Annotated in this window: 14 protein-coding genes and 2 rRNA genes; 1 reads left to right on the top strand and 15 read right to left on the bottom strand. The window is 71.3% G+C overall.

Translation table 11 applies throughout. The annotated features are described in order from the left end of the window. Nucleotides 1-42: 42 nt before the first annotated feature. The 11 genes from B141_RS0122610 to B141_RS0122660 form a co-directional block, all read right to left on the bottom strand. Nucleotides 43-1,113 (bottom strand): glycosyltransferase family 4 protein, encoded by a 1,071-nt coding sequence (locus B141_RS0122610; protein WP_020577466.1) that lies wholly within the window; start codon nt 1,111-1,113, stop codon nt 43-45. Next, nucleotides 1,110-2,801, bottom strand: a complete 1,692-nt coding sequence (gene murJ, locus B141_RS0122615; protein WP_020577467.1) for a murein biosynthesis integral membrane protein MurJ — start codon at nt 2,799-2,801, stop codon at nt 1,110-1,112. Before murJ ends, B141_RS0122610 begins: the two co-directional genes overlap by 4 nt. Next, a complete protein-coding gene (locus B141_RS0122620; RefSeq protein WP_202805874.1) occupies nt 2,798-3,745 on the bottom strand; it encodes a hypothetical protein in 948 nt (315 codons plus the stop codon). The genes murJ and B141_RS0122620 overlap by 4 nt, the downstream gene beginning before the upstream one ends. Continuing rightward, nucleotides 3,742-4,692 carry a copper transporter gene (locus tag B141_RS0122625; RefSeq protein WP_020577469.1) on the bottom strand — a complete coding sequence of 317 codons (951 nt, stop codon included), beginning with the start codon at nt 4,690-4,692 and terminating at the stop codon, nt 3,742-3,744. The genes B141_RS0122620 and B141_RS0122625 overlap by 4 nt, the downstream gene beginning before the upstream one ends. Next, nucleotides 4,689-5,870 (bottom strand): putative cytokinetic ring protein SteA, encoded by a 1,182-nt coding sequence (gene steA, locus B141_RS0122630; RefSeq protein WP_026257476.1) that lies wholly within the window; start codon nt 5,868-5,870, stop codon nt 4,689-4,691. The genes B141_RS0122625 and steA overlap by 4 nt, the downstream gene beginning before the upstream one ends. A 100-nt stretch (nt 5,871-5,970) precedes the next feature. Beyond that, nucleotides 5,971-7,878: a DNA repair protein RecN gene (gene recN, locus B141_RS0122635; RefSeq protein WP_020577471.1), complete on the bottom strand. Its 1,908-nt coding sequence runs from the start codon at nt 7,876-7,878 to the stop codon at nt 5,971-5,973. An 11-nt stretch (nt 7,879-7,889) separates the two neighbouring features. Continuing rightward, entirely contained in the window at nt 7,890-8,861 is a 972-nt protein-coding gene (locus B141_RS0122640) for an NAD kinase (RefSeq protein WP_020577472.1), read from the bottom strand. After that, nucleotides 8,858-9,700 (bottom strand): TlyA family RNA methyltransferase, encoded by an 843-nt coding sequence (locus tag B141_RS0122645; protein ID WP_020577473.1) that lies wholly within the window; start codon nt 9,698-9,700, stop codon nt 8,858-8,860. Before B141_RS0122645 ends, B141_RS0122640 begins: the two co-directional genes overlap by 4 nt. Then, nucleotides 9,675-10,094 (bottom strand): hypothetical protein, encoded by a 420-nt coding sequence (locus B141_RS42175; protein WP_020577474.1) that lies wholly within the window; start codon nt 10,092-10,094, stop codon nt 9,675-9,677. Before B141_RS42175 ends, B141_RS0122645 begins: the two co-directional genes overlap by 26 nt. A 191-nt stretch (nt 10,095-10,285) precedes the next feature. Beyond that, nucleotides 10,286-11,362, bottom strand: a complete 1,077-nt coding sequence (locus tag B141_RS0122655; RefSeq protein WP_020577475.1) for an HAD-IIA family hydrolase — start codon at nt 11,360-11,362, stop codon at nt 10,286-10,288. Then, the gene (locus B141_RS0122660) at nt 11,359-11,766 is read right to left on the bottom strand and encodes a tetratricopeptide repeat protein (RefSeq protein ID WP_020577476.1); all 408 of its coding nucleotides are present in this window, start codon (nt 11,764-11,766) and stop codon (nt 11,359-11,361) included. The genes B141_RS0122655 and B141_RS0122660 overlap by 4 nt, the downstream gene beginning before the upstream one ends. A gap of 168 nt (nt 11,767-11,934) precedes the next feature. Here B141_RS0122660 and B141_RS0122665 point away from each other — a divergent pair, with 168 nt between their 5' ends. Then, nucleotides 11,935-13,338 carry a DUF1015 family protein gene (locus B141_RS0122665; RefSeq protein ID WP_202805875.1) on the top strand — a complete coding sequence of 468 codons (1,404 nt, stop codon included), beginning with the start codon at nt 11,935-11,937 and terminating at the stop codon, nt 13,336-13,338. On the opposite strand, the gene B141_RS42180 is transcribed toward B141_RS0122665, so the two are convergent. The 4 genes from B141_RS42180 to B141_RS0122690 all read right to left on the bottom strand — a co-directional run. Further along, the gene (locus B141_RS42180) at nt 13,303-13,719 is read right to left on the bottom strand and encodes an OB-fold nucleic acid binding domain-containing protein (protein WP_020577478.1); all 417 of its coding nucleotides are present in this window, start codon (nt 13,717-13,719) and stop codon (nt 13,303-13,305) included. The two genes, B141_RS0122665 and B141_RS42180, sit on opposite strands and share 36 nt — an antisense overlap. Before the next feature lie 153 nt (nt 13,720-13,872). Continuing rightward, nucleotides 13,873-14,481, bottom strand: coding sequence for a hypothetical protein (locus B141_RS0122675; RefSeq protein WP_237742777.1), 609 nt, complete (start codon nt 14,479-14,481; stop codon nt 13,873-13,875). A 1,006-nt stretch (nt 14,482-15,487) separates the two neighbouring features. Further along, nucleotides 15,488-15,604: ribosomal RNA gene (gene rrf / locus B141_RS0122685) — 5S ribosomal RNA — on the bottom strand. Between the two features lie 132 nt (nt 15,605-15,736). Continuing rightward, nucleotides 15,737-15,932: ribosomal RNA gene (locus tag B141_RS0122690) — 23S ribosomal RNA — on the bottom strand; the annotation flags it as partial.

Here is a 15,932-nt window from a genome sequence, read left to right on the forward strand (position 1 = left end):
ATCCCGCCGAGGTAACGGAGGGCCGCGGGCCGGCGGAACCTCTCAGATCAGCTCGCGGTAGAGGCCGATGATCTGTGCGGCGGTGTCGTCCTCGCCTGGCCAGGTCGCCGCCTGCCGGGGTCCGGCCGCGCGGAGCCGCTTGGCCTCGCCGGGATCCTCCAACGCCTGCGCCAGCGCGACCGCCAGCGCCTCGGGGTCGTCGGGAGGCACCAGCAACGCCGCGTCCCCCACCAGGTCGGGGATCCCGCCGACCCCCGTCGCCACCAGCGGGACCCCCGCCCGCAGCGCCTCCTGCGCGGCCAGCGCACGAGCTTCCCACTGGCTGGTGAGGACGACGGCGTCCGCGGCGGTGAGGAGGTTCGGCAGGTCGGATCGGTGCCCGAGCAGTAACGCCGGCAGCTTGTCCCGGGCGATCCGCTCCGCCATCCAGGTACGTTCCGGGCCCTCGCCGGCGATGACGAGCAGGGGCGGGATGGCGTCGCGAGCGACCAGGCGGGCGAGGCCGTCCAACAGGACGTCGTACCTCTTCTGCGGCGCGAGCCGTCCGATCGCCAGCACCATCGGGCGCTCCGCGAGCCCCAACGCGGTCCGCGCCTCCGCACGGCCCCTGTTGGCGGGGGCGAGCACTGGTGCCGCGACGGGGACGAAACGGGCGTCGCGCGCACCGAGCCGCCGGGCCTCGTCGACGAGGTCGGCCGACGCTCCGAGGAGTACGCGGGTACGCCGGGCCACCCACCGCTGGGCGAGTTCGAGCGCGGTGCGGCGGAACCCGCTGGAAAGGACGGCGTTGTGCCAGGTCACCACCAGAGCCGGTGCGTCCTGGTGGGCGAATGTCGCGGCGGCCGCGATCACCCCGGCCGTGTGCCCATGCGCGTGGAGGACGTCGGCGTCGACGAGCACCCGCCGGCCCTGGCGTACGGCGGACCACGCCGGCAGCTCCAGCGGGACGAACTCCGCGTGGTCACCGAACCCGAACCGCTCCTGCGTCGCGACAGGTCCCGCCACCCGGACCACACACCCCGCGGCGGTCAGCCGGCTCGCCAGGGAACGGATGTGCTGGCCGATCCCGCCGGTGCTCGGACCGAGGACCAGCGTCACGCGTAGGCCACTCACGCGGCATCATCGCCCGCGGCAGCACCCTCGGTGCCACGCGAACGCGAACGGAGCCGAGCCAGGGCAGCCCGCGCGTCCGGCCGGTCGACCACCGCAGCCACGCCCACGAAGACCGCCACCACGACCAGGCCCGACAGCAGCGCGCCCAGAACTGCCGGCGTGAGGCTCGAACCCGCGAACCCCCGGCCGACCGCGGCCCCCGCTCCCCCTGCGATCACACCTGCGACCGTACCCGCGATCACCACCCGGGTCAGCCCTCGAACCGCCGCCCGCCCGCATGCCCGCGCGACCCCGAGTAGCAGGAGGGCCCCACCCAGGGCGAGTCCTGCCGACGTCGCCGCACCCAGCGTCGCCGCGACGAGGGAGGCGTCGACCATGCCGCTCACCACCACGGCGCAGGCCGCGACGGTCAGCCACCCCAGCGCCGTGCCGGCCGCACTCAGCCGGTGACGGCCACCCGCGTTGAGCACCCGGCCGGCGAGGGTGACCACACCGAGCGCGGGGACGGCCGGGGCGAACGCGAGCAGGGCCCACGCGAGCGACCGGGTGTCGCCTCCGCCCGGCCCGAGCACGAACACCCGCGCGACCGGCTGCGCGGTGCCGGCAAGCAGGGCCCCGCCGAGCGCGCCGAGCAGGATCACGGTGCGGACCGCGGTCGCGGCGAGCCGCCCGAACCGCCGCTGCGCGTCAGGACCGTCGCCGTTGCGCGCCAGCGCCGCGAGATCGGGGAAGGCGCTGGTCACGATGGGAACCGCGAGGACGGCGTACGGCAAGGCGAAGACCGCGAAGCTCCAGGTGTACATCGTCAGCGTGCCGGCGTCGCCGCGATGGTTCGCGAGCCAGGTGAGGACCAGCGCGACCACCTGCTGGGCGATCAGGGCGACGATGCCCGCTGTCGCGAGGCCGCGCACCCTCTGACCCACACCGGGCGGAAACCGCAGCGTCGGGCGGAAACTTCCACCTCCCTTACGGAGCAGCGGCACCAGCACCGTCAACGCCAGCGCCAGCACGCCCAGCGTCGTACCCCCCGCGAGGACGGCGACCGCGCTGCCCGGCACCTGGTCGACGTCGAGGATTCCCTCTGCGAGCAGCGCGAAGACCGCGTATGCCGCGACCACGACCAGGCTGCTGGCCAGCGGCGCCACGGCCGCCGCGACGAACCTCCGCTGCGCCTGCAGGGTCCCCGACGCTACGACCGCCACGCCGTAACACCAGATCTGGGGAACGAACACCAGCAGCATCCGGGCCGCCAGCTCGGAGGTGCCGTCCGGACAGCCGGGCTGGCCCGCCAGCATCAGCCGGGCGTACGGCGCCGCGAGCAGGGCGGCGAGCAGCGTCACCGGCGTCAACGCGAGCAGCGTCCACGTGAACAGCGCCGACATCGTGCGCGACGCCTCGGCCCGGCCGTGCTCGTCGCCGCGCGCGTAGGCACCCGCCAGCACCGGGACCACCACGGACGCGAGTGCACCGCCGGCGACGATCTCGAAGAGCACGTTGGGCAGCTGGTTCGCGGTGTTGTACGCGTCACCCAGACAGGTGTCGCCGACCGTTTTGGAAAAGACCAGCCACCGACCGAACCCGACCAGCCGCGCCGCCATCGTGATCACACCGACCAGCACGGCGGCACCGGCCAGGCCAGCCCCCAACGACGCGAGACGGACGCGACGTCGCTCCTGCGCGGTGGTCATCCGCGGGACGGACGTCGCCCCAGCTCGTCGAGCCGGCGCAACGGCGGAGTCGCCTCGATCACGCCGGTGAACGATACCCGCTCGGACGCCGCGGTCAGCCCGAGCAGACCCGCGAGCACCGCCCAGCGCACCGGGCGGGGAGCCCGCGCCGCGATCGCGACACCGAGCCCGGCACCCAGGGCGTTGGCACCGCAGTCGCCGAGCATCCCGCGTTCGCAGAGGTCGTCTGACAACAGACCCGCCGCCGTCCCGACCGGCGCGGCGAGCGCCGGCCCCGCTCCGGCGAGGATGGCCGGGGTGTGGGCGAGGACCACCTTGAGCGCCCGACCTGGACGGAGGTCGAAGAGGTTCACGACGTTGGCCGCGGCGGCGATCAGCACGCCGTCGACGACGACGTCGGTCGCCCGCGCCGCCCTTGAGCTACGCCGGCCAGCGCGCGCTTCCAGGTCGCGGTCGGTGGCCAGAATCGCGGCGGCCGCGAGCCCACTGGCGCCGATGCCGGCGATCTTGACGAGACCACTGGTGATCTCACCCCGGCGCAGGGCACGCAGATGGCCGCGGAAGCCCTTGATCCGGGTCGATCCCGCGAGGTCGTCGTAGCAGCCGACAGCCCCGCTGCCCGCCACCGCGACGACGCTCGCGAGGCGCTCGGGCCGGCTGAGACCCGGCGCGGCGGCCGCCGTCACGGCCTGGGTCAGGACCGCCGCCGGTCCGAGCAGAAGACTCACCCGCTCGCCGCGGTGGTTGGTGCGGTCCCAGCGGTCGGCACCGCCGGGCGGCCGCGAACGCAGCAGCCGGAACGCCGTCCGTGCGGCCAGCCCCGCGGCGGCTGCCACCCCGACGGCGGCGATGCGCCCCCGGGCCATGCGGCTGTGTGGGATCCGGCCCCCACGGGCTTCGCCCGTCGGGCCCACCCCCACCGCGCCGCTCCGCCGGGCGGTCATGTGCCGTCGGGCGTCTTCGGCAGCGCCCCGTCGGTGGTGCCGACCGCGCCGTACTGTCCGGCGCCTCCCCTGGCCTGCTCGGCCAGCGCCCAGACCAGCGCGACCTGGCCGCTCGGCAGGTCGGCGACATCGACCGACGACACAGCCCCGCTCGCCTGCGTGTCGTCGCGCAGGCTCGCCACGACTCCACCCTCGCCCGCGGAACTCGTGTCGCCGGCGACCACGACCCCCTGGCTCGCCGTGTCGAGGGCACGCGCCAGTGCGACCCATGCCTGGTTGGTGTCCTTGGCGTCGGGCTCCACCTTGGTCTTGTCCACGGAAGGCGCCACCAGGACAGCGAGGTCGGCGCGCGGCAGGTCGGCGTCGGCGTCCACCAACTGTCCCTCGCCGAACCCGCCCATGATGGTGGGGGTGGCCGCGTCCTTCTGACCGGCGATCCGGGTGTCCTTGGTGACGAGGGCACGGGCGAGCACACTGCCGGCGCGGTCGTACGCCGATCCGCTGTCCGGCAACTTCTGGTCACCGGCGACCAGGCGGGCCGCGAGGTCCTCCAGGAACTGCCGCTGGCTCGGATCCGCCCACTTCGCGGTCATCTGGACCGTGCCCGTCACCGCGCCACCAGCGGCGGTGATGATGGTCTGGAGTTCCTTGACCGTCGTGCTGTCGGCATCAGGAAGCGCGACCACCACGATGTTCTCGCCGGTGAGCCGATCCCGGATCAGCCCCGGAGCCACGTTGGTCGCGAACGTGTCGCGGTACTTGTCGGCCTGCTCCAGATCGGCGATCTCCTTGCGGAGACCGTCCTTCTCCTTGCCCAGGGCCTCCAGGTTGGAGCGCAACTGCTGGTCGAACTCGCCCTTGAGCGGCCCGGCACCCAGGGCGACACCGACCGCGAGCGCGAGAAAGATCGCCGCGATCGAAACGAGGAAGTAGCGGAAGTCGATCACGTGAACAGTCCCCGGATCCAATAAATCAGGTCGTTCCACCGGATGCCGATGACCTCGAGCCACGCCTGCCCGGCCGGAGTGGCGGCGAGCGCGACCAGCAGCGCAAGGAGGCCGGCGACCAGCAGCATGACGATCTGCCAGGTCTGGATGCGTGCGCGGTAGAGGCGGCTCACACCCTTGGCGTCGACGAGCTTGCCGCCGACCCGCAGCCGGGTGAGATACGTGCTCGCCTGCCCGGAGCGCCCCTTGTCGAGGAACTCCACCAGGGAGGTGTGGGTGCCGACGGCGACGATGAGTGCGGCGCCCTTGGAGTCAGCCAGGAGCATCGCGACGTCCTCGCTCGTGCCGGCCGCCGGAAAGACCTTGGCGTCCAGGCCGAGGCGTTCCAGGCGTTCCGCACCCGGCGCGCGACCGTCACGGTAGGCGTGGACGACAAGCTCCGCACCCGAACGCAGTGCCGGGTCGGAAACCGAGTCCATGTCGCCGACGATCACGTCCGGCTTGTAGCGGGCTTCGAGCAGGGCGTCAGCACCGCCGTCGACGCCGATGAGCACCGGGCGGTACTCCCGGATGTAAGGGCGAAGCGCGATCAGGTCCTCGCGATAGTCGTAGCCCCGCACCACGATGAGGACGTGGCGCCCTTCGAGGTCGGTGTCGATCTGGGGTACGCCGACGCCGTCGAGGAGCAGGTCACGGTCACGGCGGAGGTACTCCATCGTGTTGGCCGCGAACGCCTCCAGCTGGGTCGCCAGTCCGGCGCGGGCGTCATCGGTCGCCTTGGTCACCGACTCGACCGTCTGCTCCACCCCGAAGGCGACCTCCAGCTCGCCCCGGAAGAGGACCGCGCCGTCCAGGCGTACCTGATCCCCTTCGCCGACGCGGGCGAACACCTCCATGCCGGCGTTGTCCACGAGCGGGATGCCGGCGGCGACGAGGATGCCCGGGCCGAGGTTGGGATAGCGCCCGCTGATCGACGGCGCGGCGTTCACCACCGCGGCGACACCAGCAGCCACGAGCGACTCGGCGCTCACCCGGTCGAGGTCGATGTGGTTGATGATCGCCACGTCACCTGGGCGTAGACGCTTGGTGAGGTTCTTGGTTCGGGTGTCGAGCCTGGCCGCGCCTGCCACACCCGGCAGCGGCACGGGTCGGGATCGACGCAAAGTCGGGAGTCTCATCGCAAGGCTGATTCTTCCACGCGAACCTCGCTTCTCCGCGTACGCCACGCTCGACGGGTGGCGCATCGCGACGACTCCATCACTGACGCGTACGGTCAAATCACTGGCGAGTACGGTTGGTCGCTGACTTCGCTCGGGTCCGGGTCGCCTTGCGGGGGGCCCCCGATGTCGTGGGTTTGTCGGCCGCCTCGGTCCTGGCCGCCGCGGCCGTGGCGAGCAACTCCTCCGCATGCGCCCGTGCGCTCGCGGAATCGTCGAGGCCGGCGAGCATCCGGGCGAGTTCCTCGACCCGCCCTTCGTCGTCGAGGCGGGTCAGCCCGCTCCGGGTCACCGAGCCGTCATTGCTCTTGAGAACGACGTAATGGCGGTCCGCGAACGCCGCCACCTGGGGAAGGTGAGTCACCACCACGACCTGCGCGTTCCGGGCCAGCCGAGCCAGCCGGCGTCCGATCTCGACCGCCGCCCGCCCACCGACGCCCGCGTCCACCTCGTCGAAGACGAACGTCGGGACGCCATCGACTCCGGCGAAGACCACCTCGACCGCGAGCATCACCCGCGAAAGCTCACCCCCGGAGGCGCCGCGCTGGACGGGCCTTGCGGGTGCGCCAGGGTGCGGGCTGAGCCGGAGCTCCACCTCGTCGACGCCATGCGGCCCGAAGGCCAGGCACCGGCCGTCGACCACGAGACCGCGCCGCCCCTTGGGCTGGGAGCCGCGGCGCGGGTCGGCGTCGGACGAGCCAACTCCCTCGACCCCAGTCTCGGCGGCGTCAGTCTGCGCGACATCCGTCTGGGAGACCGCGGTGGTCAAGATGGCGTGGGGCATGGCGAGTGCGGTGAGCTCGGCGGTGACCGCCGTGCCCAGTCGCTCCGCCGCCGCGGACCGCGCGGCGCTGATCCGGCCCGCCAGGTCGGCGAGCTCGGTGAGCAGCCGCTCGCGTTCCTGTCGCAGCGCCTCGATCGTGTCGTCGGAACCCTCCAGCTCGCCGAGCCGCTCCGCGGCAGTGCCCGACCATGCGAGGACGTCGTCGACCGTGTCGCCGTACTTGCGGGTGAGCGCGGCCAACACCGAACGGCGTTCACCGATCGCCTGGAGCCGGGCCGGATCGGTGTCGACGCTGGAGGCGTACGACGCCAGGTCGGCACCCGCGTCGGCGACCAGCGCGGCCGCCTCGGCCAGCCGGTCGGAGATTCCCGCGAGCTCGGGATCGTGGACCCGCACGGCGTCGAGCGCCTTGCGCGCGGACACCACCTGCGACAACGCGTCGACCGGCTGGGCGGCAGGGTCATCGCTGCCGACCAGGACGGCGTGCGCGTGGTGGGCGGCCCCGCGGAGCGCGTCGGAATGGGCGAGCCGAGCCTCCTCGGCAGCGAGCTCGCCATCCTCGCCCGGCTGCGGGTCGGCCGCCTCGACCTCGGCGAGACCGAACCGCAGGAGGTCCGCCTCCTGGGCGCGGTCGCGGGCCCTGCCCACCAATTCGGTGAGCTGGGCCTCGAGCTGGCCGAGGCGGGTGTATTTGGTGCGGTAGGCGTCGAGTGGTTTCTCCACGGCCGAACCCGCATACCTGTCGAGGATCTCGCGCTGCCGTGCCGGTCGCAGCAACCGCATCTGGTCAGACTGCCCGTGTAGCGCGACCAGGTCCTCGGCAAGGTCAGCGAGCAGACCAGCGGGTACGCCGGCGCCGCCCGCGTAGGCCCTGGACCTGCCGTCACGCGAGATCGTGCGCATCACGATCAGCGTGTCGTCGTCGAGTTGCGCACCGGCCTCAGCGGCGCGGCGGGCGGCGTTTGAGGTGGCGGCGAGCCGGACCCGACCTTCGACGACAGCCCGGTCGGCGGACGGCCTGACGAGCCCGGCATCAGCGCGGCCGCCGAGCAGCAGTGACAGCCCGGTGACGACCATGGTCTTGCCCGCACCGGTCTCGCCGGTGACGACGGTCAGGCCGGCATCGAGGTCGAGCACGGCGTCCTCGATCACGCCGAGCCCCTGGATTCGGATCTCCTCCAGCATCGCCGGGAACTCTACGGGGTCTGACCGACAACGTCCGACTGGTCTGGGTTATCCGCGCAGGGGTTGTCCTGAGCCGACTGCGCCTGGCGTGCCCGGCGCCCCCGCCATCCCTCGACCGGCAGGTCGAACTTCGCCACCAGCCGGTCGGTGAACGGGCCGTGATGGAGGCGGGCCAGGCGGACCGCACGTTCTCCCCGGCGTACCTCGATCCGGGCGCCGGGCCGGATCTGCTCGGTCCGCCGGCCGTCACACCAGAGCACCCCAGGCCCGGGATTGTGCTGCAGAAGCTCGATGGCCACCACCGAGCGGGGCGAGACGACCAGCGGCCGCGCGAACAACGCGTGCGCGCTCAGCGGCACCACGAGCATCGCCTCCAGCTCGGGCCAGACGATGGGGCCACCGGCCGAGAAGGCGTACGCCGTCGATCCGGTCGGGGTGGCCGCCACGATTCCGTCGCCGCCCCAGCGGGACAGCGGCCGGCCGTCGACCTCGACAACCATCTCGAGCATGCGTTCCCGCGCGGACTTCTCGACACTGGCCTCGTTGAGCGCCCACTGCGACGCCACCACCTCGCCGTCGTGGGTCACGGTGACGTCGAGGGTCATGCGTTCTTCGACGGTGTACTTGCGGTGGACGACGTGTTCGATCGTGACCTCGAGGTCGTCGCGCTCGGACTCGGCCAGGAAGCCGATGTGACCGAGGTTGACGCCGAGCACGGGGGTGTCTGACGATCGGGCCACCTCGGCGCCGCGCAGGATCGTGCCGTCCCCACCGAGCACCATGACGATCTCGCAGCCTTCGGCGGCGCCGGCCGACACGTCGACCACCTCGGCGCCGGCCAGGCCGACGTCGACCGCGTCCGGGGCGAGCAGGCGGACGTCGATGCCGGCGCTCGCGAGCCGGGCCGCGGACTCGCGGGCCAGGTGGGTCGCCTCCGGTCTGCCGGTATGAACGACGAGAAGCACCGTGCGGCGCTCGGTCACGATGACGTCTCCTTCGTCTGTCCCGTCACACGGTCAAGCTCGGCGTCGCCGAGCGGCTGGGCGCCCGCGCGGAGCCAGAGGAAGAACTCCGTGTTGCCCGATGGTCCCGGCAGCTGGCTCACCGCCAGTCCCGCGACGCCGAGGCCGAGCTGCCACGCCGCCTGGGCCACCGTGCGGACGGCCTCGCGGCGAAGCGCGAAGTCGCGTACGACGCCGGTACGGCCGAGTTGCTGGCGGCCCACCTCGAACTGCGGCTTCACGAGGAGCACCAGATCGCCGTCCGTCATGACGAGCCGCCTGAGCGCTGGAAGGACGGCTGTGAGTGAGATGAAAGACAGGTCGGCGACCAGGAGTTCGACCACGCCGCCGACGCGGTCTGGAGCGAGATCGCGGATGTGCGTGCGCTCGTGGACCTCGACGGCTGGGTGGGCGCGAAGTGACGGTGCCAGCTGGTCGTGGCCGACGTCGACCGCGACGACCCGGCCGGCCCCCGCCCTGAGAAGAACCTCGGTGAACCCGCCGGTGGAGGCGCCGGCGTCGAGACAGCGCCGCCCTCGCACGTCCAGACCACGCGGCCCGAACTCCGCAAGGGCACCCGCCAGCTTGTGGGCGCCCCGCGAGACGTAATCGTCGGCACTGGAGCCGACGACCTCGATCGTGGCGTTGGAGCTGACCTTGGTGGCGGCCTTGGTGATATCGCGTCCCTGCAGACGAACCCGGCCCGCGCCGATCAGCTCGACGGCATGGTCCCGGGATCGGGCCAGCCCTCGGCGTACCAGCTCGGTGTCCAACCGCCCCGGCAGGGGCGTCGCGTCAGGACGGTCCAGGGCCGCGCTCACGGTTGTCTTCTCCCGCTGCCAGCAAGGCCTCATGTAGGCGGCGATGGGTGTCTTCGTAGACGTCGACGTGGGCGCTCGGTGGGCTGCCGTCGAGCTGGCCCAGGAGTTCGAGGGCCGCGTCGACATCGGGGACGCCGGTGGGTTCGAAGCCAGGGTCGCCTTCGGCACCTGGGCCCTCATCCTGGGTGGTCGTGCCGCCGGCAACGTCCACGGCCGGCAGGTCGGCGCCTCCGTCAGGCAGATACGCAGCTTCGTCGGGCAGGTCCACGCCTTCGTGAGACAGGAACGCACCCCCGTCAGGCAGGTCCACGCCCGCGTCGGGCGGAGCGGTCTCGATGTCGGACTCGCTCGTGGGTGTGACAGAGGCGTCGAACCCCCACTCTTGTTGTTCCACGCTCTCTCCCTGGATCAACCTGTACGACGCTTCGACCAACCGGTGCGACGCCGCCGGACTTCTCTCAACGTAGCCGCGGCCGGCAACATCCGTGCTCGCGGTCCCCTTTGGGCACGCTCACAGTCCTCGGCCACGGGCACGCTCCCCGGGCCACGTCGAGCGAGCCGGCCCATCCCGGTCAGCGACATCTATCAGACCTGGCCAGCTGAGGCGACCATCGGGGCCAGGAAGGCAAGGGCCTCAGCAGCGTCCACCGATGCCGGGTCGGGCTGTGCCCAGACCGCCGCGAGCAGGGCCCGGGCGCCATCAAGGGGATCGCCGTCACCGTCGAGGACGACTCGTGCGCCGCCGGGCGCTGACCGGAGCTCTGCTTTCCAGCCGCCGCACGTGGCGCTCGTACCGTCCACCCCCGGAGCGGGGTGGGGCTGGAAGAGCCCGGTGAGATCGTGCGCGAGGTACGTCGGGCGTTGGTTCGGAGGCGCCGCCACCAGCTCGGCAAGTCCGGTGACTCCGGTGAGGACGACCAGACTCGGCATTCCGGACGCGTGCGCACCCTGGATGTCGGTGTCGAGCCGGTCTCCGACCACCACCGGTCGCTTCCCGTGCGTCCGTGCCACCGCCTCGTGGAACAACGGCGGTGCCGGTTTGCCCGCCACGATCGGATCCTTGCCGGTCGCCAGCCTGATCACCTCGACCAGTGCACCGTTGCCGGGCGCGAGGCCGCCATCGGTGGGCAGCGTGACGTCGACGTTCGAGGCGATCCAGGGCAGGTCGTTCGCCAGGGCGTACGCGCCTTCGGCCAGCTGCCGCCAGCCCACATCGGGATGGAAGCCCTGGATGACCGCCGCCGGCGCCTGTGCGGCGGAGTACACCGGCACGAGGCCCCGCTCGCCCAGAGCCGCGACCAGCCCGTCACCACCGACCACGAGGACTCGTGAACCTTCGGGGACCCGCTCAGCGACGAGCCCAGCGGCGGCCTGTGCGGAGCTCACCACCTCCTCCACGGTGGCCGGAACGCCGACCTGCACCAGGTGGTCGGCCACCGCCGCCGGCGTACGAGAGGAGTTGTTGGTCACGAAGGCGACCCGCAGACCGTGCTGGCGCGCCCGCGCCAGCATCTCCGGAGCGCGCGGAACCGCCCTCGTGCCGACATAGATGACGCCGTCGAGGTCAAACAACGCGGTGTCGTGGATCTCCGCCAACGGACGCGGTGCCCCTGACAGCGGCTTCGGTGCGACGCCCGCGGCGGGAGACGCCGGTGTGGTCACGTGGCTTCCTCCCGGGCCTTGAGCGTCGCGCGCACCTGCCTGAGCGCCTTGGCATAGTGCTCGGAGCCGGGACTCATCGCCGCGGCCATCGCCAGGTGCGGTGCGGCCGCCCCGTGGTCGCCCAGACGACTCAAGGCAAGACCGAGACCGAAATGCGCGTAATCGTCCGCGGGATTCTCCTGGACCAGCCCTTCGAACGTCTCCGCGGAACCGGCGTACTGCCGGCAGTTGAACAACGCGCGGGCCAGTGCCTCGCGGATCGACTTCGAGGTCGGCTCGGCGGCGCGCGCGTGCGACAGAAGCTGCGCGGCGGCGGCGTGGTTGCCCGACTTGAGCAGCTCGAGTCCGCGGTTGTACCAGTCGTAGACGTCCCCGGCGGGCCGGCCCGTGTAATCCTCGCTCACGATCTCCTCCCGAGTCTCAGGGTCGTCACAACTGGCTCCCCTCGCGGAGTATTCCGCCAGGCGCGGTTGCCGCGGGTGTTGCCGTGCGCTGGCCTCCGTCCATACGGCCGAAGGTGGAGTGCGCCCGGCTTCCCCACTTACCGTCTCCGTGCGCCTACCATGCCCAGCGTGACTGATGTCGCTCCCCTGGCACGGCCGTTCGCTCTCAAGCCGTTCCGCGGCCTGAGATACGCACCGGAGCGTGTCCCGGATCTCGCGGCCGTCACCTCACCGCCGTACGACGTTCTCGACGCCGAGACCATCGCGACGCTCGAAGCCACCGAGCCGCACAACATCGTCCGAGTCATCCTTCCACGCCTCATCGCGTCAGCCGAACAATCGCGGGACAGTCGAGACAGTGCGCCCGGTCTGGACGGAACTGCCCACTATCGGCATGCCGCTGAGCTGTTTCACCGCTGGCGGGCCGAGGGAATCCTCGTGCCTGACACAGAACCCGCGCTGTATGTGTACGAGCAACGCACGCCGAGGAAACCGAGCATCCTGGGAGCGACCGCGGGACCTGCCGGGGCACCGGGCACTCCCGCAGGTCGTGGGGAGGCAGGATCGGGCTCGGTGCTGCGCGGACTGCTCGGCGCCGCCGAACTCCGACTCCCCGACGAACACGTGATCCTTCCGCACGAGGACGTCCTGCCCGGCCCGGTCGAGGACCGGCTCGCCCTCCTGCGGGCGTGCGCGGCCAACCTCGAGCCCATCCTGCTGGCGTACGACGGTGGTGGAGACGCGAGCGATCTCGTCGAGGACGCGACCACGGCCGCCCCCATGATGGAAGCGCGGACCCAGACCGGCGAGAGCTACCGGGTCTGGCGGATCACCGATCCCGCTCGGATCTCCGCCATCGCCGCCGACCTGGCCCCGCGGCAGGCCCTGATCGCCGACGGGCACCACCGCTACGCGACCTACCTGCGCCTGCAGGAGGAGATCCGGAAGACTGGCGCCGGTGCTGGGCCGTGGGACTCCGGTCTCGCGCTGGTCGTGGATCAACGCGCGTATCCACTCGACCTCACCGCGATCCACCGGACCGTCGCCGGACTCGACCTCGACCAGGCGGTCGCCCGGGCAGCCGATGACTTCCAGGTCGACTTCTTTGACACAGACGTCGAGGCTGCTCGGAGCGCCCTGGCCTCCTGTCGCGGGATCACCCACGGATTCCTCCTCACGGATGGCGAGCGGTGGACGCTGCTGCGAACTCCACCCGGCGGCCCGACCGCGCCCCGAGGCAGACTCTCCGCGGCTCAGCCGGGTCATGCCGCGCTCGACACGGAGGTGCTTCACGGGCATCTGCTCGGCGACCTGCTCGGGGTGAAGGACGACCAGATCGACTACCTCCATGACGACGTGACCGCCGTCAAGGCAGCCCAGCGTGGCGGTGGCCTGGCGATTCTCCTCAATCCGGTGGAGCTCTCCACCGTGCAGGCCGTGGCCCGCGACGGCGGCCGGATGCCTCGGAAGTCAACGTCCTTTGGCCCCAAGCCACGCTCAGGCTTCGTCATGCGGGCGCTCGTCGACGGCTAGCTCGCGCTCGTCAGAGGTTTCGTCAGCGGTTGGTGAGAAGAGCCGGCGGACCCGCTCCACCTCGACCTCGTAGCGACTGGCCGGGCCCGCGTCGGTCCGACGGAATCGGCGTCGCAACGCTCCCGAGATCTCGACGACGTCGCCGGGCTGCCAGTCGTGCATCGTCTGCTGGCACTCCGGCGACCAGGCGACGCACTCGATGGTGTCGACGCGAGCGACCCGCCCGCGAAGACTGTTCGGGTCGCGCTCGACCACCACCCGGACGCCGACCACAACATCGCCACTTGGAAGCTCACGCCGGATCGCGCGGGTTGAGAGCCGGCCCACCAGCAACACCTCATTGCGGTGGGCGGTAACAGGTCCTTCAGCGGTGACTGCCATGAGAGTCCTCCGTTTCGGAAAGGCAGTCCCCACTCTCCTCAGCACGGGGCGGGCGAACCAGGCAGAACAGGCCATCTGTGGATAGATACGCCGATCCGGTCTCTGTGGACAGAAACCTGGCAGGCACACGGCGGCCAGGCGCCGTACGACCTGTCAGCCGAGCGCCGCGAGCCGTTCCTCCGCGTCGGTTTCCTCGTCGACATCCGCCGCCGCGGCGCGCGCAAACCACTCGGCGGCCTCGTCCAGGCGTCCCAGCTCTTCCAGGATGTCGGCATAGGCGTACCGGATTCTTGCCACGCTGGTGCCCGTACTCCGGCCACGCAGCTCCGGCCCGTCAAGAACAGCCAGCGCTGCGGCGGCCTGACCCAGGTCCCGACGGGCACCGGACTCGACGATCAGCAATTCGGCACGTGTCGCCGGATCGAGTTCGCTGCGGTCGACGCTCGCCGCCAGCTCCAGTGCGCGCTCCGGACGGCCAAGGCCGCGTTCGCTGTCGGCCATCACCGGGACATACTCCAGCGATCCGGTCAGCCGCCGAGCGGCCCGAAGCTCTGCCAGGGCCTGCTCGAACCGCCCAGCCGCGTACGCCGTCAGTCCGCATGCTTCCCGGACCACGCCGAGGCGGGCACCGTCACGTCGCGCGGCGTTGGCGTGTGCCAGCGCGGCCTCCGGATCCTCCTCCATCAGGCGGCCAGCCGCGACCAGGTGCTTGGCAACGCGGTCCGCAGCGGTCTTCGAGAGTGTCCTGAGCTGCCGACGCACGTCAGTGTCGAGTTCCAACCCGGTGATGTCCGACGGAATCTCGGGGCCCGGCTCAGGCTGCGGCGCTGCGGTTGCCCCACCCGTTGTCGCCTTGGCGGGCCGCTGGCTGGCCGTGCGCTCGCGCCCTCCATCGCGGGGCCGGCGTTCGCCACCTTCATGGCGGGGCCGGCGTTCGCCACCTTCATGGCGCCGCGCGCCGTCGCGAGGCCGCTGCTCCGATGCCGGTCGACCTGGCCGCCTGCCCTCCCCCGCGGGCCGCACACCCTGCTGCGGACGAGCGGACCTACGCGGAGCGGAGGCGCCACCAGCGGCACCCCGCGTTCCACGGTCCGTGCGGTCGGCACGTTGTTCCGGTGTACGGCTGTCGGATGTGGATCGCCCCCGCCCAGTGCGGGACGTGGGAGCTGCCTTACGCCAGGTCGGCTCCCCGGCCGACCTACGTTCGCCCCGCTCAGGCTGACCTCGACGTTCGCCCCGCTGCGCAGACCTGCCACCAGTCGGACGCTCCTCGCGTCCACGCCTCGCTCCGCCTGCGCCGGCTTCTGAGCGACCTCGCGCACCACCACCGGTCGCGCCTCGGCCCTCTGGCCGCTGGGCCCGACCTCTGGTGAACTCACCGCGGCCGCGGTCGCCCTTTGCCTGGCCCTGTTTCGACTGCGGCGCACCACGCCGGCCGCCCCGCTCGCTGGCGCCTCGTTCCGAAGCCGGAGTACGACGTTCGCTCGAGCCGCCACGCTTCGGCGGCGAGCCTTCCTGGGAACGCCGGGACGAGCGGCCGTCCCGCCGATCACGACCACTGTCGCCGCCACGCTTCGAGCTCTCGCGCATCCTGCCCTCCGGCTTCCGAGGTCTACCACTGTGCCGTGTGCTGATTCCTGTCCCACCGTGGGGGTGGGGTAGCCGTGGGTCGGTACCCGCGCCACTGTTGGTGCCCGAGCCCGGGCCGGAATCTCCCTGGACATAAAGGGAGGGCCACCCCTTGCGGGGTGGCCCTCAACCAAAGAATGTCCGGCGGTGTCCTACTCTCCCACGCGGTCCCCCACGCAGTACCATCGGCGCTGAAGAGCTTAACTTCCGGGTTCGGAATGGGACCGGGTGTTTCCCCTTCGCCATGACCGCCGTAACTCTATGAAAATATCAAACCCCAACAACAGCAAGTGAAACCCTGCCGGATGGTTCCAGGGTTTGTATCCCCAGAACCGCACAGTGAACGCGAACAAAAGTATTTATCTGTGTCACACACAACAATGTGTAGTGAGACAAGCCCTCGGCCTATTAGTACCAGTCAGCTACACGAGTCNCTAGTCCTCGCTTCCACCTCTGGCCTATCAACCCAGTCATCTCCTGGGGGCCTTACCTGGTTAACCCAGTGGGAGACCTCATCTTGAAGCGTGCTTCCCGCTTAGATGCTTTCAGCGGTTATCACTTCCGAACGTAGCCAACCAGCAGTG

The organism is Actinopolymorpha alba DSM 45243, assembly GCF_000373925.1.
Taxonomy (GTDB): Bacteria; Actinomycetota; Actinomycetes; order Propionibacteriales; family Actinopolymorphaceae; genus Actinopolymorpha; species Actinopolymorpha alba.

What these genes read in the sequence shown, in the direction of transcription:
- murJ (WP_020577467.1), bottom strand. Translation starts at nt 2,801, where the DNA reads ATGACCACCGCGCAGGAGCGACGTCGCGTCCGTCTCGCGTCGTTGGGG.
- B141_RS0122620 (WP_202805874.1), bottom strand. Translation starts at nt 3,745, where the DNA reads ATGACCGCCCGGCGGAGCGGCGCGGTGGGGGTGGGCCCGACGGGCGAA.
- steA (WP_026257476.1), bottom strand. Translation starts at nt 5,870, where the DNA reads ATGAGACTCCCGACTTTGCGTCGATCCCGACCCGTGCCGCTGCCGGGT.
- recN (WP_020577471.1), bottom strand. Translation starts at nt 7,878, where the DNA reads ATGCTGGAGGAGATCCGAATCCAGGGGCTCGGCGTGATCGAGGACGCC.
- B141_RS42180 (WP_020577478.1), bottom strand. Translation starts at nt 13,719, where the DNA reads ATGGCAGTCACCGCTGAAGGACCTGTTACCGCCCACCGCAATGAGGTG.